This window comes from Alkalihalophilus lindianensis (assembly GCF_032843265.1).
GTDB lineage: Bacteria > Bacillota > Bacilli > Bacillales > Bacillaceae_D > Alkalihalophilus > Alkalihalophilus lindianensis.
The window spans coordinates 162,644-182,886 of record NZ_JAWJBA010000004.1; the positions used below are offsets into that span (position 1 = coordinate 162,644).

Genomic DNA, 20,243 nt, shown 5'->3' on the forward strand with positions numbered 1-20,243 from the left:
AGTGGTGATTTTCTTTTTTGTTTATCAAATTTCCCATAAGCTGTATTCGTTCTTTGGTGCTTACTTGGTTAAGCTAATAAGGAGCTCAAATGGAACTTTGTAGCTCAAAAAGGGGGAGAAAACTGATGAATAAATGGAGCAAACAAAAGAGACAATTAGAGGACATGAAAGCAAAATTAGAAGCTAGAATAAACTCGGATGCCCATGAAGAAACCAAGCATGCCTTGTCAGCTTCTACAGGAGAATTATCGAATTATGATAACCACCCTGCTGATACAGCGACTGATTTATACGAACGGGAAAAAGATACAGCCATTTATGCTCATATTGAAAAGGAATTGGCAGATGTCAATCTGGCATTAAATAAAATAAACAGTGGAACATATGGCATTTGTGAAAAGACAGGCCAAACCATCCCTACTGAGCGTTTAAGCGCTAACCCTACGGCAAGAATGATTGTTGCCGAAGCTAGAAGCCATATTGCCGATGATCGACCGGTTGAAGAAGAGGTTCTTGATTCATTTGGCCGCTACAATTATGATAATGACGATAGTGAAACGGAATTTGACGCAGAAGATGCATACCAATCGGTTGCACGTTTTAACGAGAACTCGATGGTATATGAGGATGCCTCCTTAGATGAGGGGGAGGAGCTCATCGGGTATGTTGAAGAGTTAGAAGGTTTTTTATCAACGGGAATAGAAGGTTATACAGGTACTGATCAGGTCCAGTTTCAGCGTAACGTGCATTATGATCACTATATGGACGAATTGTAGGGGGGACATCCCCCTTTTTTTGTGCTACAATGCATAAGTATGGAAACAAGTGAACAAGAGCGGAGGAACGAGATTGTTTTACTATATCATTGCCCTCATAGTGATTTTAATTGACCAACTAACAAAATGGATCGTTGATACTTCAATGGAAATTGGAGAACGCATTCCAGTGATTGAGAATGTATTTTATATCACGTCTCATCGTAACCAAGGAGCAGCGTTTGGTATTCTCCAAGGACAGATGTGGTTCTTTTATATTATTACGACGGTAGTCATTATTGGTATTATTTACTACATGGAGAAAGAAGCTAAGCATGATTGGCTTTTTGGCAGCTCTTTGGCGTTGATTTTAGGTGGGGCCATCGGTAACTTTATCGACCGTATATTTCGCGGGGAAGTTGTTGACTTTGTAGATACATTTATTTTCGGTTATAATTTCGCGATTTTTAATGTAGCAGATGCTGCACTTTGTGTAGGTGTAGGGTTACTATTTATTAAAATGATTCAAGATGAGCGAAAACAGAAGGAGACAGCTTAATGGAACAAATGCAGTGGACAGTTAGTGAAGAAGTGAAAAATGATCGTATTGATAAATTTTTAACAAGTCAAGACGATGAGTGGTCAAGATCTCAAGTTCAACAATGGATTAAAGATGGCCAAGTACTCGTAAACGATAAATCAAGTAAATCAAACTATAAAGTGCAAGTGAATGATGTGATTACTTTAACGATTCCTGAACCAGAAGAACTAGATGTAGTGGCAGAGGATATTCCACTAGATGTTGTATTTGAAGATGCTGATGTGATCGTGATCAACAAGCCTCGCGGTATGGTGGTTCACCCAGCTCCAGGTCATTATACAGGCACCCTTGTAAATGCTCTTTTACATCATTGTAAAGACTTATCTGGAATTAATGGTGTTGTTAGACCTGGTATTGTTCATCGAATTGATAAAGATACTTCAGGCCTTATTATGGTCGCAAAAAATGATCATGCACATGAATCATTGGTCAATCAATTAAAAGCAAAAACCACAAAACGTCGCTATAAAGCCATTGTGCACGGCATTATTCCTCATCAACATGGGACAATTGAGGCTCCGATTGGTCGCGATAAAAAAGATCGTCAAAGTATGACGGTTACAGAAGAGAATAGTCGCGATGCAGTGACTCATTTCACAGTCCTTGAATGCTTTAAAGATTTTACGTATGTGCAATGTGAATTAGAGACTGGTCGTACACATCAAATTCGTGTACATATGAAATACATCGGTTATCCTCTAGCTGGAGATCCAAAGTATGGTCCGAAAAAGAAAACATTAGATATTGAAGGTCAAGCATTGCATGCAGCAATGTTAGGGTTCACTCATCCTAAAACAGGTGAGGAACTTGAGTTTGAAGCACCATTACCAGAAGATATGGAAGAATTACTTCATTACTTACGAAAGAAGTAATTGACATAGCTCGTATGGTCTGCGATAATAAAGTCAATCAAATAGTCCTTTAACTTAAGTCCCGTGAGGCTTAGAAGGAAACGGAAGTGCTTTAGGATCAGTGTATCCACTTATGCTAAAGCGTGCATTATACGTTTACCTCTAGCCGAATTGGTTAGAGGTTTTCTATATTTACACGGGTAATAATTGAACAGCAAGAAGGTGAAATGATGAGTCGAGTGATATTGGACGAACAAGCTGTACGCCGTGCAACTACACGAATTGCACATGAAATTATTGAACGAAATAAAGGTGTCGATCGTTGTGTATTAGTTGGAATCAAAACACGAGGCATCTACTTAGCCGAAAGACTTGCTGAGAGAATTGAGCAAATTGAAGGCGTCAAGGTGGAGGTAGGCGAAGTAGACATTACGCTTTACCGAGATGATTTATCTCACAAATCTTCCACTGACGAACCAATCTTACAAGGAACCGATATTCCCATTGATATTACGAATCGTAAAGTTATCTTGGTGGACGATGTTCTTTATACAGGCAGAACGGTAAGAGCGGCACTAGATGCATTAATTGATCTAGGGCGACCTGAACAGATACAATTAGCTGTATTAATTGATCGAGGCCATCGTGAATTGCCGATACGACCGGATTATGTTGGTAAAAATGTTCCAACCTCAAAAAGTGAAAAAATCGTTGCGAAGCTCAGTGAAGTGGATGCAACTGATGAAGTCACGATTGAACAAAGAATTGAAACAAATGAAAGAACAGATTGAATCCAAAAAACCTCATATGTATACCTCTTTAACCCAGTCCTGCGAGGCTGACAAGAGGGTCGCTCCTTACTAGTAGTCTGATCTTTTTATCAGACCAGTTAGGTGAAACCTCTTTGTCATACGCAAAGAGGTTTTTTGTTTAGAGAACTAAGGAGGAATTATGATGAATAAACAAACAGCAGAAGTTGGCATTAAAGAAATCCCACGATTTGATAAATGGTTCGTACTAAGTTTACAGCATTTATGTGCAATGTTCGGAGCGACGATCCTTGTACCATTCTTGGTGGGGTTATCTCCATCAGTTGCGCTCCTTTCAAGTGGGTTAGGGACGCTTGCATATTTACTCATTACAAAAGGCCAAGTGCCCGCTTATCTCGGTTCATCCTTTGCCTTCATTGCTCCTATTCTAGCAGCAACCTCTCTTGGAGGGCCTGAAGGAGCGATGCTTGGTAGCTTCTTAGCCGGACTTGTCTATGGAGCAGTTGCCCTTTTAATTAAAACAAGTGGTGTAAATTGGATTATGAAATTACTTCCGCCAATCGTTGTAGGACCTGTTATTATCGTCATCGGTCTTGGTCTTGCTGGAGTTGCGATCGATATGGCGATGTACATTCCAGGGATGGAAGAGCAAGTATATAGTACAACGCATTTCACTGTAGCATTAGTCACATTAGGAATTACCATTATCGTATCGATGTTTTTAAAAGGGTTTTTCGGACTTGTCCCGATTATGTTTGGAATCATCGGCGGTTATTTGTTCGCCTTCACACAAGGTCTAGTCGATTTCACACCAGTAAGAGAAGCAGCTTGGATTGCGGCACCTGAACTTCTTGTACCCTTTATTAACTACACACCGCAATGGTCTTGGGCAATAGCAGCAATCATGATGCCAATAGCAGTAGTAACGATTGCTGAGCATATCGGTGATCAAATGGTACTAAGTAAAGTGGTCGGAAAGAATTTTATTAAAAAACCAGGTTTACACCGTTCGATATTAGGGGATGGGGTTGCAACAATGATCGCTTCATTCATTGGAGGACCGCCAAATACAACTTACGGTGAAAATATTGGGGTGCTAGCAATCACGCGAGTATTTAGTGTATTCGTTATCGGTGGTGCAGCAACACTAGCAATTGGATTTGCTTTCATCGGAAAAATTTCTGCACTAATCTCCACGATTCCAACAGCAGTCATGGGTGGTGTATCAATCCTCTTGTTCGGGGTTATTGCATCATCTGGTCTTAGAATGTTAATCGATAACAATATTAACCTTGGCAGTAAGCGAAACTTAATCATATCTTCCGTCATCTTAGTGATCGGGATTGGTGGAGCATTCATTCAAGTATCAGAAGACATTCAGCTTGCGGGAATGGCATTAGCAACAATCATTGGGATTGTTCTTCACCAAGTCCTCCCAAATAAAGAAGAAAGCTATAGCAAAAAGAACTTATTCTCTGATGAAGAGAAAGAAGAACAAGTAGCTTAATAAATAGACCCTTTAAAGAAGTACAGAGAGACTTCAAAGGAATAGTGTAATGGAGAGATATCAAGTATGGTATGGTGTCTCCTCTAATTCCCTATACCCTGAGATGTCTCATCTCAGGGTTTTTCTCTCTGAAAAAAGGCTTATTATACCAAGGAGGCGTAGGGGGATGCAGATGAGTATCGAAAAATTGGTAAGTAAAGGGCTTCATACAATGTCGGAACTATCACTTAATGAAATTGATTGGATCTTGCATGAAGCAGAAGCTTTCTCAAAAGGAACGAGCTGGAGGCCAGCTGACCAAACATTTGTAGCTAACTTGTTTTTTGAACCGAGTACTCGTACAAAGATGAGTTTTGAAGTAGCTGAACGAAAACTTGGGTTAGAGGTGCTTGCTTTTGATGGTGAAACATCTAGTGTCCAAAAAGGTGAGACCTTGTATGATACAGCAAAAACACTTGAATCAATCGGTGCCAAAGCACTAGTGATCCGTCATCCGAAAAGTAAATATTATGAGGAATTAGAAGATCGATTAACCATTCCTATCATCAATGCAGGTGATGGATGTGGCCAGCATCCGAGCCAATCTCTACTTGATTTGTTAACAATCAAACAAGAGTTTGGAACGTTTAAAGGTGTTCGAGTCGTCATTTGTGGCGACCTCAGACATAGTCGAGTAGCACGATCAAATGCCGAAATCTTAACTCGCTTAGGTGCGAAGGTGCTGATCTCTGGGCCGATGGAATGGATGGAAGGGTTTTCTGATATGTATCCTTACGTTTCAATGGACACCGCAGTCGAGCGTGCTGATGTCATCATGCTACTTAGAATACAAAATGAACGACATGAGGGTGGTCCGATGTCATCCGGCGAGTTGTATCACTTGCAACATGGTTTGACGATTGCAAGAGAAGCTAACATGCAGAGGCATTCCATCATCATGCATCCTGCACCCGTGAACCGAGGGGTAGAAATCGCGAGTGAATTAGTTGAATGCAGACGATCACGGATTTTTAAACAAATGGAAAACGGAGTCTTTATCCGCATGGCAATCTTAAAGCGCGCACTACAAAATCTATAATTGGGGGAATCATTCATGATTACAACATTAAAAAATGGCTACATCCTATCAGATAAAGGTGAGTTAGTAAAAAAGGACATTTCATTTGAAAATGGAAAGCAGATCAATGAACGATCTGAAAACCCTAGCAACATTGAAATAGATGTGACAGATAAATTAATTACACCAGGATTTGTGGATGTGCATGTTCATCTACGTGAGCCGGGTGGAGAGAAAAAAGAAACGATTGAAACAGGAACAAAAGCTGCAGCAAGAGGTGGATTTACAACAATAGCGGCTATGCCAAATACACGACCGACACCTGATACGAAGGAACAGCTTAATTGGATGCAAGAAAGAATCGAAGAAACAGCTCATGTGAACGTTCTTCCTTATGCAGCAATTACTACTCGATTACTCGGACGTGAATTAACTAATTTTGAAGAATTAAAAGCAGCAGGAGCATTTGCTTTCACTGATGATGGAGTAGGAATTCAGTCGGCTGCGATGATGCTAGAAGCGATGAGAAAAGCAGCAGCATTAGACATGGCGATTGTTGCCCATTGTGAAGAAAATACATTGATTCAAAATGGATCGGTACATGAAGGGCGCTTTTCAAAAGAAAAAGGATTGAATGGAATTCCTTCAGTATGTGAATCTGTACATATCGCCAGAGACGTATTGCTCGCTGAGGCAGCTGGTGTTCATTATCATGTCTGCCATATAAGCACGAAGGAATCCGTACGTGTCGTTCGTGATGCAAAGCGTGCAGGCATTAGGGTTACAGCAGAAGTTACCCCACATCACTTGCTCTTATGTGAAGAGGATATAGAAGGGCTCGATGCAAACTTTAAAATGAATCCTCCTCTCCGTAGTAAAGAAGATCAAGAAGCTTTAATCGAAGGGTTACTTGATGGTACGATTGATTTTATTGCAACCGATCATGCACCACATACAGCTGAAGAAAAAGCACAAGGGATCGAGCTTGCTCCTTTTGGGATTGTCGGCCTAGAGACTGCCTTTACATTGCTGCACACCCATCTCGTGCAAAAAAACATCATCACGCTTAAGCAACTTATTGATTGGTTAACAGTAAAGCCAGCAACTACATTCAACCTTAAAACAGGTGAATTAAAAGAAGGAAACGAAGCCGATTTATGTGTGATTGATTTAAATCTAGTTGAATCGATTGATCCTACAGCCTTTGCATCAAAAGGTAAAAATACACCATTTAAAGGTTGGGAAACAACTGGATGGCCGGTCATGACATTTGTAGGTGGAAAACTTGTGTGGGAAAAGGAGCGTGTTGGACAATGAAAAGACAGTTAATCTTAGAAGATGGAACTGTATTTGTAGGAAAAGGCTTTGGGGCAGACACCGAACTTAAAGGGGAAGTCGTATTTAACACAGGAATGACGGGCTATCAAGAAATTTTATCCGATCCATCTTATTGTGGTCAAATTGTTACCCTTACGTATCCTTTAATCGGAAATTACGGAATGAATCGAGACGACTTTGAATCGATTACACCCGCCATTCATGGACTAATTGTCAAAGAAATCGAACTTGAACCGAGTCATTGGAAAAATGAAGAATCACTTCATACATTCTTAGAAGCAAGAGGAATACCGGGACTGCATGGCATTGATACGAGAAAGTTAACAAGACTCATACGTGAGCATGGTACATTAAGAGGTCGCATTTGTTCGATGGAAGTAGACCCGATTGAAATGGCAGCTGAGCTGAAAAATAGTGGATGGCAACATGATCAAGTTGAAACTGTTTCAGTGAGAGATGCTTACCATGCACCTGGAAAAGGTGAACGAATTGTCCTAGTCGATTTCGGGATGAAACATGGTATTTTGCAATCTTTAATTGAGAGACAATGTGATGTTGTCGTTGTTCCATATGATACAAGTGCAGAAGAAATCCTCAGACTTAGACCAGATGGAATTCTGTTAAGTAATGGCCCTGGAAATCCAGAAGATGTTCCCCAAGCCATTCAGATGATACAAGATTTACTTGGTAAGGTGCCAATTTTCGGAATTTGTTTAGGGCATCAATTATTAGCCTTAGCATCAGGAGCTACGACGAGTAAGTTGCGTTTTGGTCACCGTGGGTCCAACCATCCGGTTAGAGAAATTGCGACAGGTAAGATTGATATTACAGCTCAAAACCACGGATTTACAGTAGATAAAGATAGCTTACCAAACACTAGACTTGTGATGACACATGAGGCAGTCAACGACGGAACAGTGGAGGGGTTAAAGCATTTAGACTATCCTGCATTTAGCGTGCAATATCATCCAGAGGCATCACCAGGACCACAAGATGCCAGTTACTTATTTGATGCATTTTTGCAGATGGTCGCAACAGAAAAACAACCTGTATAACAACGTAAACGAAAGATAACTAAGGGAAATGCCGGGAGGAGAGAGTAATATGGGTAAACGTACGGATATCAATAAAATTCTAGTGATTGGGTCAGGCCCAATTGTCATCGGTCAAGCTGCAGAATTTGATTATGCAGGAACGCAAGCATGTCAGGCTCTTAAAGAAGAAGGGTATGAGGTCATTCTCATTAATTCAAATCCAGCAACGATAATGACGGATACGACAATGGCAGATCGCGTGTATATTGAACCAATTACACTTGAGTTTGTCAGTCGAATTATTCGCCAAGAACGTCCTTGCGGAATTGTTGCAACACTTGGGGGTCAAACAGGTTTGAATATGGCGATGGAGCTTGATGAATCTGGCATTCTAGACACGTACAACATCGAATTACTCGGAACCAAATTAAAAGCGATCAAACAGGCTGAGGATCGTGAGCAATTCCGCGCATTAATGAGGGAGTTGAATGAGCCTGTTCCTGATAGTGAGATTGTTCATACGCTTAAAGAAGCCCAACATTTTGTTGATGAGATAGGTTATCCAGTGATCGTTCGTCCAGCTTATACATTAGGTGGAACTGGGGGCGGAATTGTCCACAATGACGAAGAATTAGAAGAAATTGTAACGAGTGGTTTAAAGTACAGTCCCGTTACACAATGCTTGATTGAAAAAAGCATTGCTGGGTTCAAAGAAGTTGAATATGAAGTCATGCGTGATAAGTCCGACCAAGCAATTGTCGTGTGTAATATGGAAAACTTTGATCCGGTAGGTGTTCATACAGGCGACTCGATCGTTGTTGCACCTAGTCAAACATTAACGGATCGTGATTATCAAATGCTACGTAATTCATCATTGAAAATCATTCGTGCCTTAGGAATTGAAGGTGGATGTAATGTCCAGTTTGCCCTTGATGCAGATAGTGACCAATACTATATTATCGAGGTGAATCCTCGTGTCAGCCGTTCATCAGCATTAGCGTCAAAAGCAACAGGCTACCCAATTGCGAAGATGGCTGCCAAAATTGCTGTTGGTTATGCTCTAGATGAGATCCAAAATCCAGTCACCAAAACAACCTATGCTAGCTTTGAACCTGCCCTAGATTATGTAGTGTCAAAAATTCCTCGTTGGCCTTTTGATAAATTTGAAGCAGCTAATCGAAAGCTAGGCACTCAAATGAAAGCAACAGGAGAGGTAATGGCGATTGGTCGTAATCTAGAAGAATCATTACTTAAAGCTGTTCGCTCTCTAGAAGCTGGATATGATCATTTAAATGATGGAGATGTGAATGAATTAGATACAGATGCATTAAAGGTGAAAATTACGAAACCAGATGACCAACGAATTTTTGCTTTAACAGAGCTGTTAAGAAGAGGCGTTGGGATTGACGAGTTGCATGAGTTAACTGATATTGACCGATTCTTCCTTCAAAAGCTTAACCGCATCGTCGCAATCGAGCGTAACCTTAGTGAACATACTAACAACCTAGAAGTATTAACTGAAGCAAAAGAGAGAGGTTTTTCTGATTCTCAAATAGCAAAGCTATGGGAGACAACTGAAAGAGAAATCTATGAAACTCGTATGAATGAAAGCATCATACCAGTCTATAAAATGGTAGACACATGTGCTGCAGAATTTGAATCAGCTACGCCGTATTATTATGGAACGTATGAAGAGGAAATGGAGTCAGTACGAACAGCTAAAAAGAGCATATTAGTGCTAGGTTCTGGTCCAATTCGAATTGGGCAAGGAATTGAGTTTGATTATGCAACTGTTCATACTGTTTGGGCGATTAAAGAGTCAGGCTATGAGGCAATCATCATGAACAATAACCCTGAAACGGTTTCAACTGATTTTAGCACATCGGATAAATTATACTTTGAACCGCTAACGGTAGAGGATGTTATGCATGTTGTCAATCACGAACAACCAGAAGGTGTGATTGTACAATTTGGTGGTCAGACAGCAATCAATCTAGCAGATGAATTATCAGCTCGTGGAGTGAAGATCATTGGAACGTCTCTTGAAGATATGGACCGAGCAGAAGATCGTGATAAATTTGAACAAACACTTCTTGCATTAGATATTCCACAACCTTTAGGGAAAACTGCGACATCAGTGGATGAAGCAGTAAAGATAGCGAACTCTATTGGCTACCCAGTATTAGTTAGACCTTCTTATGTTCTAGGGGGACGGGCTATGGAGATCGTATATAAGGAAGAAGAGTTATTACATTATATGACGCATGCAGTCAAAATTAATCCGAAGCACCCAGTCTTGATTGATCGCTATTTAACAGGAAAAGAGCTTGAAGTAGATGCCATTTCTGATGGCGAAAATGTCTACATTCCAGGAATGATGGAACATATTGAGAGAGCAGGAGTTCATTCAGGTGACTCGATTGCAGTGTATCCTCCTCAAACCGTACCAGAGCATTTAAAGGAAAAGATCATTGATCGTACGATTGCGATTGCAAGAGGATTGAAGATTGTTGGTCTACTAAACATTCAATATGTATGGCATAAAGATGAGGTGTATGTACTTGAAGTTAACCCGCGCTCAAGTCGTACCGTTCCATTTCTGAGTAAAATTACCGGAGTATCGATGGCTAACTTAGCAACGAAAGTAATGTTAGGAAAAACTCTTCCAGAACTAGGTTATGCAACAGGCTATCACCCAGAGTCAACGGTTGTATCGGTTAAAGTTCCGGTCTTCTCCTTTGCTAAATTGCGTCGTGTAGACATTACATTAGGACCTGAAATGAAATCAACAGGGGAAGTAATGGGACGTGATGTTACGCTTGAGAAAGCTCTATACAAAGGATTAATTGCATCTGGTATGAAAATCCCGACGCATGGTTCGGTTTTGTTTACAATTGCGGATAAGGATAAAGATGAAGCTTTAAGTTTAGTCGAGCGTTTTCACCGCATCGGTTATGACATTCTTGCTACAGCTGGAACTGCAGCGGAAATTAAAGAGCTCGGGATCCCTGTAACAACTGTGAATAAAATTGGTGAAGAAAAGCCTCACTTACTTGATGTGATCAGACAAGGACAAGCTCAGTTTGTTATCAATACATTAACTAGAGGAAAGCAACCTGCACGTGATGGGTTTAGAATTCGTCGTGAGTCTGTTGAGAATGGCGTTGTTTGCTTAACGTCAATCGATACAGCGGATGCATTGTTAAGTGTATTAGAATCAATCACATTCACATCAGAGAGTATGCCACAAATGGAAGCACCTAAAGGGGGAGTAATGAATGCAGAAACAAGCAATCTTCAAAATCACAAGTCAACAGTTAGTAGCGGATCGCATCTATGAACTAACCTGTGAAGGAGAGCAAGTCTTGCAAATGACAAACCCTGGTCAGTTTGTGCATATAAAAGTAGGGAATTTTGATGACATTCTGTTAAGAAGACCACTTAGTATCGGTGATGTGAACCTGAATTCAAAAACATTCAAGATGATTTACCGAGTAGAAGGTCAAGGCACGACTCGTCTTTCTAAAAAGGTAGCAGGAGAGGAAATCGACGTGCTTGGTCCGCTTGGAGTGGGATTTCCGGTCGAGGAAGCCCGACAAGGAGAAACCGCTCTCCTTGTCGGAGGTGGTATCGGAGTTCCGCCATTATATTATTTATCAAAGCAGCTTGTTGAACGTGGAGTAAATGTGATTCATGTACTTGGCTTCCAGTCTAAAAAAGATGTATTTTACGAAGAAGAATTTTCAAAGCTTGGACCAACATATGTGACGACTGTTGATGGAACTTATGGGACAAAAGGGTTTGTTACTAATGCAATCGAGTCCTATAAGCTAGAGTGTGATCTCCTATACAGCTGTGGTCCTTCTCCTATGTTACGTGTCTTAAATGAGAAGTACAAAGGTCAACGAGCCTATTTATCACTTGAAGAACGAATGGGTTGTGGAATCGGAGCTTGTTTTGCTTGCGTTTGTCACACATCTGATGACCCAGAGGGCACAAGCTACCGTAAAGTATGCACTGATGGTCCGGTATTTAAGGTAGGGGAGGTTGTCATATGAGTCGATTATCCATTGAATTACCAGGTCTTTCATTGAAAAATCCTATTATGCCAGCTTCAGGTTGCTTTGGTTTTGGAAAAGAATACGCTGAATTTTATGATTTAGACCGACTCGGAGCGATTATGATAAAGGCGACTACTTCAGAAGCACGATTTGGTAATCCAACTCCTCGTGTCGCTGAAACGACAGCTGGCATGTTAAATGCGATCGGCTTACAAAATCCTGGCTTAAGCGGAGTGCTTGAGCAAGAATTACCTAGACTAGGTCAATTTGATGTTCCTATTATTGCAAACGTAGCTGGGGCCAAAATGGAGGATTACATCGAAGTTGCCAAAAAGCTTTCTCGTAGTCCATATGTAGCTGCTCTTGAGTTAAATATCTCTTGTCCTAACGTTAAGCAAGGAGGAATTGCCTTTGGTACCATTCCTGAAGTGGCAGCTGAATTAACAGCTGCTGTGAAACAGGTTTCAACAAAGCCTGTATATGTAAAACTCTCACCAAATGTTTCTGATATTGTCGCAATGGCAAAGGCAGTCGAGGCTGCTGGTGCTGATGGTTTATCGATGATTAACACATTGCTCGGAATGCGAATTGACTTAAAAACGCGCAAACCAATCTTAGCAAACGGAGCAGGGGGGTTATCCGGTCCTGCGATAAAGCCTGTAGCTATCCGAATGATTCATCAAGTGAGCCAAGTTGTTTCCATCCCCATCATTGGAATGGGTGGGGTGCAAACCGTTGAAGATGTTATTGAAATGATGTTAGCCGGAGCTAGCGCAGTAGCCATTGGGACTGCCAACTTTGTAGACCCTTATATCTGCCCAAGGTTAATTGAAGAGTTACCAGCTAAACTAGATGAACTTGGTATTAATGATGTGAGAGAGCTTATTGGAGGGAGTTGGAGAGAACCATGCAGCGTCCGTTAATCATTGCTCTAGATGTCCATCAAAAAGAGGCGAGAGAAAGATTACTAGAGCCGTTCAAAAAGGATTCAATATTCGTGAAAGTGGGAATGGAGCTTTATTATCAAGAAGGTCCGAGAATTATTGAGCAAATAAAACAAGATGGCCATCAAATCTTTCTTGATTTGAAGCTTCATGATATCCCTAATACTGTAGGGAAGGCCATGACGGTCCTAAGTCGTTTAGAAGTCGATCTAGTTAATGTTCATGCTGCAGGTGGTCAGAAGATGATGGAATCGGCACGTGAAGGACTTGAGAAAGGTACGCCAGCAGGTGGGTCACGTCCTAAGTTGCTGGCAGTGACTCAATTGACGAGTACAGATCAGCAAATGATGACTGAAGAGCTATTAATTGAAAAAAACTTAACTCATGTTGTTACCCAATATGCTTCCTTAGCAAAAAGAAGCGGGCTTGATGGTGTAGTAAGTTCTGCTCTTGAAGTCCCTATTATTAATGAGGTTTGTGGTCCTGAATTTTTAACCGTTACTCCCGGCATTCGTCAGACGAGTGATGCGGTAGAAGATCAAAAGAGAGTCGTAACACCGAAACAAGCCAGAGAGCTTGGTAGTTGGGGGATTGTTGTTGGACGGAGTATTACTGGGGCAAGTGATCCCTACAAGATGTATCAACAAATGAAAAAGGATTGGGAGGAAGGAAAATGAATAAACAAATCGCAGCATCCTTACTAGATATTGAGGCCGTTACACTTTCACCAAATGACCCTTTTACATGGAGTTCAGGTATTAAATCACCAATTTATTGTGATAACCGCATGACATTATCCTATCCGAACGTTCGTCGTTTAATTGCAGGTGAATTTGAAGTATTAATTAATAAGAAGTACCCGGATGTTGAAGTCATTGCTGGAACGGCTACAGCAGGGATTCCTCATGCAGCTTGGGTAAGTGAATTATTAGACCTGCCAATGGTGTATGTAAGAGGAAGCGCAAAAGGTCACGGAAAACAAAACCAAATTGAAGGGAAAATAGTTCCGGGACAAAAAGTGGTCATTATAGAAGATTTGATTTCCACAGGTGGAAGTGCTATTAAAGCAGCCGAAGCATTAAAAGAAGCAGGTGCGGATGTAATCGGGGTTGCTGCTATATTCACCTATGAATTAAAGAAAGCAGAAGACCATTTTAAAGAAATCGATATAGAGGCATCTGTTTTAACATCTTATTCAACTTTACTTGAAGTAGCTAAAGGCCGTGGTACAATCAGTGAAGAAGAGTTAAAGAAGCTAGTTGCATGGAGCAATGATCCTTCTTCGACTAGTTGGTTAACCCAAAACGACTGATTAAAAAAAGGTGGAGTATGATGAGGAAGATGGATGGTGCAGAATTTGATTCACTCGTTTCTTTTTTTGATGGCATGGCACGTACGCAGTGGTTAAGTCAAGTTCACGATCAATTAAAAGAGATGAGTACATCTTGGTTCGAAAAGGACGTTTTAGATGTAGGATGTGGCACAGGTAGGTTGTTAACTAGGGGATTGAATGAAGCTAATCGTTTAGTAGGAGTCGATTTATCACCTGAAATGATCTCAGCTGCAAAAGATTTATTTGAAGGTATGGAAGCAACAAATAAAACCCTTTTCAAAGTAGGGGATGCATATGAGTTACCATTTCAAAACGGGGAATTTGATTGTGTCTTATCTACTTGTGTGATGTTTTTATTACCTGAACCGGAAAAAGGAATCAAGGAAATGCTTCGTGTGACAAAGGATACAGGGCATATTGTGATGTTGAATCCAAGTGAAACAATGAATATGGAACGAGCATCAGCATATGCAGACCTACATAATATAACAGGGTTTGAAAAAGAGACTTTGGTTAAATGGTCTAATATTTCAACCAGGCGCCACCGCTATTCTGAAGAGACTTTAACAGACTTACTCCTGAAATTAGGAGCTAAAAAAGTTAGGCATCAGTCTGTATTAAATGGCCTGGCGATGATTACATTAGCAGCAAAATAACGATAAAAAGCTCCCTCGTCTTTTATAAAGAGAAGGGAGCTTTTTAATTTTAATCTTTTTTAGCTAGCTCAATAAAAGCATTAATAGCCTCTACACCTTGAAATGTAAAAATTCCAAGTGCAGAGAACGATAGTAGACCAACTAATAAAAAACGAATCCACATCATGTTCATTCCTCCTTTTAGTCAACGTAATAGTGACAATAGTTGAAAGAAGAAATGAGATAATTAGACCTGAAATAACGGGTTTTAAGAAAAAGAAACCTTTTCATCATATACCATACAGGTTGTTGACGAAAATATAAAAGTACGTGAATAAGACCATAGATTAAGAGAATGCTCGCCTGAAAAGAATGAAAGCTAAGCTTTGTATCACTTTGAAAAAGAGGCTCTTTCTCGTATTCAAATAAACTATCATTGGGCATACCTAGATATGAAGAATGATGAGAATCAACACCATAAATTGAGACGGTGAGTAGTGCAACAATCATGAATAAGGAGATTTTAAATAAATGCTTCATTAGAACCTCCTCCAACTTGTTTTTCTTATTTATCATAGCGTAAAAAGGCTCACTTGCCTAGAATGTCTTTTGAACGAAGTTAAATGCAAATTAGTATGAGGATTCACATATAACAAACGAATAATAGATTGCTAGCAAGAATAAAAAGCGGAGGAATCATATGATTCCCCGCTTTTCTTTAGGTTGTTTCTTTAGATCTTAAACGTAAAATCGTATCTTCATCTGGTGTGACAAACACGGTTGTTTGCTGATCATAGGTGACAAAACCAGGTTTTGAGCCATTAGGTTTTTTGACATGGCGGATTTTCGTGTAATCAACAGGAACAGAACTTGATTGACGGGCCTTACTGAAAAATGCTGCAACGGTGGCTGCTTCGATAATGGTTGTTTCATCTGGCTCGGTACTGCGAATCACCACATGAGAGCCTGGTATATCTTTTGTGTGAAGCCAAATTTCATCTTGTCTAGCAAATCGATTCGTTAAGTAATCATTTTGTTTATTGTTTTTCCCTACATAAAAGGATAATCCAGTTGATGAAGTATAGATCTCAAGCTGAGGTTTCTCATCCTTGCGCTTCTTTTTGGATTGCTTTTGCCTGCGACGTAAGTATCCTTCTTCGATCAACTCTTCACGAATCTCTTCAATATCCCTAGGTGAAGCACTTTCTGTTTGTTGAATGACTTGGTCTAAATAATGAATATCTTCTTTTGTGCGTTCAATTTGTTCACGTACAACAGCTACTGATTTCTTAGCTTTATTGTATTTTTTAAAGTAGGCTTGAGCATTATCTGATGGAGACTTTAAAGGATCAAGGGAGATTTCAAGGGTTGGTTGTGATTCATCGTAATAATCGATCACCTCTACTTTTGGATCTCCACGTTTTACAAGATGAAGGTTAGCTGTTAGAAGCTCCCCTTTTTTTTGATACTCTTTCGCCTTATCAGCATCCGTTAGTGTGCGTTCAAGCTTAATGATTTTCTTTTTGCTCTTTTGATACTCATTTCGGAGCAGTTTCTCTAAATCAAACGCTTGTTGTTTAACTCGATCGCGCTCTGCTTTTCCGTAAAAGAATCGATCAAGCATCTCACTTACGGTAGGGAAGCTACGTACTTCACCTTTTAAATGAGTCAAGTTCACGACACTAAAATACTCTCGCCCATCTGCTTCAATCATTTGAGGGTAATATTGCTGATTACGTACATCCGAGAGAATACTTAAAAACGCATCTGGGAGTGATTGTCGATTAGACATGCCTGATCGGTGAATGACTTCTTTTGCTATCAGCGGAGAGAGTCCACTAAAGCGGTTTACAAGCTGACGATCTAACTTACCTTGATTAAAATCAATTTCACGTAAGATGCCTGCTTCATCTGCTTCGATCGGATTTTGCTTTTCTTGCTCGGGAGGTCTTTTATATGACTGTCCTGGTAGAACCGTTCTGTAACTACTTTGAGCAATACTAACATGTTTAATGCTATCTAAAATGACCATAGTTTTCGCATCAACGATCATCATATTGCTATGACGTCCCATGATTTCAACAATTAGTTTTTTTGTCTGAATATCTCCTAATTCATCCTTGTTACGAATCGTAATCTCGATAATACGCTCCATATCAACTTGTTCAATAGACTCAATAATGCCTCCTTCGAGATGTTTGCGAAGAAGCATACAAAACATTGGAGGTTGAGTAGGATTTGGGTGTTTTTCATTCGTTAGATGAATTCTTGCAAAATTTGCATTAGCTGATAAGAGTAATTGGTGGTTTTTTCCATTTGACCGGATAGTAAAGACTAGTTCTGTTTTAAATGGTTGATATATTTTTGAAATTCGACCTGAGTGTAGGGTATGAGAAAGCTCGTGTGTAATGGCACGAGTCATGATGCCGTCAAATGACATGTACGTTCACCTCTTCTAAGAACAATGTTCCCTCTTTTTGAGTGATTAAGGTAGGGTTGTTCAATTTGCTTTCGTTAGTATAGCATGTTTTTCCTCTTCACTGAATAAGATGGCTTGTATAAATACCTATTAGGAATTGTTGTTTTTCTTAGTAGGGAGATGAGAGGACAAATTGTGGGGTGGCGGCATGCAGTGGTTAAAGATGAATACAGAAGAAGTCGAAAGGTCAGTTCAGACAAAGATTGAGACAGGCTTATCTGAAAAAGAAGTACAAAAGAGGTTGCGCGTTTATGGGGCAAATAAGCTCGATGATGGCAAAAAAACACCTGCTTTTTTTGTGTTTTTAAACCAGTTCAAAGACTTTATGGTTCTTGTGTTACTAGCAGCAACACTTATTTCTGGACTTTTAGGCGAGTACATCGATGCAGTGACCATTATGTTTATTATTTTACTAAACGGAATTTTAGGTTTTGTTCAGGAGCGTAAAGCTGAAAAGTCACTTGATGCCCTAAAAGAACTTTCTTCTCCACAAATGATGGTAAACAGAAATGGTGTATGGCAAAAAGTTCTTTCTACTCATGTCGTACCAGGTGACGTTGTTAAACTGAGTAGCGGGGATCGAATCGGAGCAGACATTCGTTTAACTTCAGCAAATGGATTGCGTGTAGAGGAATCATCCCTTACTGGAGAATCGGTTCCCGTCCAAAAGCATGCATCTCCTCTTGATACGAAGGATGCAACTTTAGGAGATCAAGAGAACATGGCATTTATGGGCACGATGGTCACACAAGGGAATGCGATTGGGGTTGTGGTAAGCACAGGGATGAAAACTGAGATGGGGAAAATTGCTCATCTGCTCCAATCAACCGAAACATTGGTGACACCTCTTCAGCATAAACTTGAACAGTTAGGAAAAATTTTAATAGCGGTCGCGTTATTATTAACAGCACTGGTTGTTGTGATTGGCGTGTGGCAAGGACATGATGTATATACAATGTTCTTATCAGGAGTCTCTCTTGCTGTAGCTGCGATTCCAGAAGGGCTTCCTGCTATTGTGACTGTAGCATTAGCTCTAGGTGTTCAAAGAATGATCAAACGAAAAGCGATTGTACGCAAGTTACCAGCTGTTGAAACATTAGGTTGTGCATCTGTCATTTGTTCAGATAAAACAGGCACCCTTACCCAAAATAAAATGACTGTAACGAAACTTTGGTCTGGTGGGAAATCATGGAGTGTGAGTGGTCTTGGGTATGAGCCAAGTGGGTCGTTCCATCTAAATGGAGTAGAGATAAGTCCAGCACGTGAACGAGCTTTGCAGCAATTGTTAAGTTACGGAGCCTTATGTAACAATGCAACGCTAATGGAGCGTTCGATTAAACAAGGGATGCTCCGAAAAGAAAGAAGAGAGTTTGTTTTAGATGGTGATCCGACTGAAGGAGCTTTAGTCGTTGCAGCAATGAAAGCAGGCTACAGCACAATTGGTCTAAAAGAACAATATACTAGGTTACTTGAATTTCCATTCGACTCAGCTAGAAAAATGATGAGCGTTATTGTAAGGGATAAACAAGGCCGTTCTTTTATCATCACAAAAGGAGCACCAGATGTCATATTATCTCAATGTACTACCATTGCCTATAACAATCAGACTGAGGCATTGACATCACAACGAAAAGATGAAGTGGAGAAAGTGATTGCTACCTTATCTAGTCAAGCTTTAAGAACCATTGCGGTTGCCTATCGACCTCTTAAAACGAATGAAATATGCCAGCAGTCATTCGAAGCAGAGAGACAATTAACCTTTTTAGGGTTAGAAGGGATGATTGACCCCCCAAGACCTGAAGTGAAAGATTCGATTCTAGAATGTAGGCAGGCAGGAATTAAGACCATTATGATTACAGGAGATCATCGTCTAACAGCCTCGGCTATAGCAGGGCAACTAGGGATTTTACGAGAGGGCGGTCAAGTACTTGAAGGAAAAACCCTTAAGCAAATGAGTGTTGCAGACCTAGAAGGTTGTGTAGATGATGTGGATGTCTATGCACGTGTATCACCTGAAGATAAGTTAAAAATAGTCAAAGCTCTTCAAGCAAGAGGCCACATTGTGGCTATGACAGGGGATGGGGTTAATGATGCCCCGGCTATAAAAGCAGCAAATATCGGGATTGCGATGGGGATTACCGGGACGGATGTAGCGAAAGAAGCCTCCTCGCTCATCTTAAGTGATGACAACTTCGCTACGATAAAATCGGCGATTAAAGAAGGTCGAAACATATACGAAAACATTCGTAAGTTCATTCGCTATATGATGGCTTCAAATGTTGGAGAAATTCTCGTAATGTTATTTGCGATGATTCTAGGTATGCCTTTACCTCTTGTTGCCATCCAAATCTTATGGATTAATTTGGTGACAGATGGTCTTCCAGCTATGGCTCTTGGAATGGACCAAGCAGAAGGGGATGTGATGAAGAGGGCTCCGAGAAATCCAAAGGAAGGTGTGTTTGCAAGGGGACTGACTTGGAAGATTATTAGCCGTGGATTTATGATAGGGATTGTTACTTTAGCAGCCTTTTGGCTCACACTTCAAGCTCACCCAGCTGAATTGATCAGGGCGCAAACAGTAGCCTTTGTTACGTTAGTTATGGCTCAACTCATTCATGTATTCGATTGCCGAAGTGAATATTCTGTTTACCACCGAAATCCATTTGAAAATCGATACTTAGTAGGTGCGGTATTGATCTCGATCTTACTAATGATTGCGGTTGTGTATTATCCACCATTACAGCCAGTTTTCCATACGGTCGCCTTAGATATTAGAGAGTGGCTATTAGTCCTTGGGATGGCCTCTATTCCAACAGTCGCGTTAGGTGGCTTTCAATTGATTAAAAAGAAATGATTCATTAGGCAGACGAGTTCACGT

16 protein-coding genes are annotated in these 20,243 nt (G+C 40.4%); 15 read left to right on the top strand and 1 reads right to left on the bottom strand.

Annotated elements, in window-relative coordinates; all coding sequences use genetic code 11:
• The first annotated feature begins 125 nt into the window (after window positions 1–125).
• The 14 genes from RYX56_RS13400 to RYX56_RS13465 all read left to right on the top strand — a co-directional run bounded on the left by RYX56_RS13400 (window position 126) and on the right by RYX56_RS13465 (window position 14,907).
• Entirely contained in the window at window positions 126–776 is a 651-nt protein-coding gene (locus RYX56_RS13400) for a TraR/DksA C4-type zinc finger protein (RefSeq protein WP_317122547.1), read from the top strand.
• A gap of 73 nt (window positions 777–849) precedes the next feature.
• A complete protein-coding gene (gene lspA / locus RYX56_RS13405; protein ID WP_317122548.1) occupies window positions 850–1,314 on the top strand; it encodes a signal peptidase II in 465 nt (154 codons plus the stop codon).
• The gene (locus RYX56_RS13410) at window positions 1,314–2,228 is read left to right on the top strand and encodes an RluA family pseudouridine synthase (RefSeq protein ID WP_317122549.1); all 915 of its coding nucleotides are present in this window, start codon (window positions 1,314–1,316) and stop codon (window positions 2,226–2,228) included. Before lspA ends, RYX56_RS13410 begins: the two co-directional genes overlap by 1 nt.
• 185 nt (window positions 2,229–2,413) lie before the next feature.
• On the top strand, window positions 2,414–2,998 hold the full coding sequence (gene pyrR / locus RYX56_RS13415; RefSeq protein ID WP_317122838.1) for a bifunctional pyr operon transcriptional regulator/uracil phosphoribosyltransferase PyrR: 585 nt from the start codon (window positions 2,414–2,416) through the stop codon (window positions 2,996–2,998).
• A 163-nt stretch (window positions 2,999–3,161) separates the two neighbouring features.
• The gene (locus RYX56_RS13420; protein WP_317122839.1) at window positions 3,162–4,484 is read left to right on the top strand and encodes a solute carrier family 23 protein; all 1,323 of its coding nucleotides are present in this window, start codon (window positions 3,162–3,164) and stop codon (window positions 4,482–4,484) included.
• A 166-nt stretch (window positions 4,485–4,650) separates the two neighbouring features.
• Window positions 4,651–5,562: an aspartate carbamoyltransferase catalytic subunit gene (locus RYX56_RS13425; RefSeq protein ID WP_317122550.1), complete on the top strand. Its 912-nt coding sequence runs from the start codon at window positions 4,651–4,653 to the stop codon at window positions 5,560–5,562.
• Between the two features lie 15 nt (window positions 5,563–5,577).
• Complete coding sequence (gene pyrC / locus RYX56_RS13430; RefSeq protein ID WP_317122551.1) at window positions 5,578–6,858, top strand: dihydroorotase; 1,281 nt, start codon at window positions 5,578–5,580, stop codon at window positions 6,856–6,858.
• The gene (locus RYX56_RS13435) at window positions 6,855–7,934 is read left to right on the top strand and encodes a carbamoyl phosphate synthase small subunit (RefSeq protein ID WP_317122552.1); all 1,080 of its coding nucleotides are present in this window, start codon (window positions 6,855–6,857) and stop codon (window positions 7,932–7,934) included. The genes pyrC and RYX56_RS13435 overlap by 4 nt, the downstream gene beginning before the upstream one ends.
• Before the next feature lie 49 nt (window positions 7,935–7,983).
• Window positions 7,984–11,253, top strand: a complete 3,270-nt coding sequence (gene carB / locus RYX56_RS13440; protein ID WP_317122553.1) for a carbamoyl-phosphate synthase large subunit — start codon at window positions 7,984–7,986, stop codon at window positions 11,251–11,253.
• Complete coding sequence (locus RYX56_RS13445; protein ID WP_317122554.1) at window positions 11,192–11,971, top strand: dihydroorotate dehydrogenase electron transfer subunit; 780 nt, start codon at window positions 11,192–11,194, stop codon at window positions 11,969–11,971. The genes carB and RYX56_RS13445 overlap by 62 nt, the downstream gene beginning before the upstream one ends.
• Window positions 11,968–12,897 (top strand): dihydroorotate dehydrogenase, encoded by a 930-nt coding sequence (locus RYX56_RS13450; RefSeq protein ID WP_317122555.1) that lies wholly within the window; start codon window positions 11,968–11,970, stop codon window positions 12,895–12,897. Before RYX56_RS13445 ends, RYX56_RS13450 begins: the two co-directional genes overlap by 4 nt.
• Window positions 12,882–13,595, top strand: coding sequence for an orotidine-5'-phosphate decarboxylase (gene pyrF, locus RYX56_RS13455; RefSeq protein ID WP_317122556.1), 714 nt, complete (start codon window positions 12,882–12,884; stop codon window positions 13,593–13,595). The genes RYX56_RS13450 and pyrF overlap by 16 nt, the downstream gene beginning before the upstream one ends.
• Entirely contained in the window at window positions 13,592–14,230 is a 639-nt protein-coding gene (gene pyrE / locus RYX56_RS13460) for an orotate phosphoribosyltransferase (protein ID WP_317122557.1), read from the top strand. Before pyrF ends, pyrE begins: the two co-directional genes overlap by 4 nt.
• A 17-nt stretch (window positions 14,231–14,247) precedes the next feature.
• Window positions 14,248–14,907, top strand: a complete 660-nt coding sequence (locus tag RYX56_RS13465) for a class I SAM-dependent methyltransferase (protein WP_317122558.1) — start codon at window positions 14,248–14,250, stop codon at window positions 14,905–14,907.
• A gap of 697 nt (window positions 14,908–15,604) precedes the next feature.
• On the opposite strand, the gene RYX56_RS13470 is transcribed toward RYX56_RS13465, so the two are convergent.
• Window positions 15,605–17,326 (bottom strand): Rqc2 family fibronectin-binding protein, encoded by a 1,722-nt coding sequence (locus RYX56_RS13470; protein WP_317122559.1) that lies wholly within the window; start codon window positions 17,324–17,326, stop codon window positions 15,605–15,607.
• Window positions 17,327–17,513: 187 nt separating this feature from the next.
• On the opposite strand from RYX56_RS13470, the gene RYX56_RS13475 reads away from it, so the two are divergent.
• Window positions 17,514–20,219: a calcium-translocating P-type ATPase, SERCA-type gene (locus tag RYX56_RS13475; RefSeq protein WP_317122560.1), complete on the top strand. Its 2,706-nt coding sequence runs from the start codon at window positions 17,514–17,516 to the stop codon at window positions 20,217–20,219.
• Window positions 20,220–20,243 lie beyond the last annotated feature (24 nt).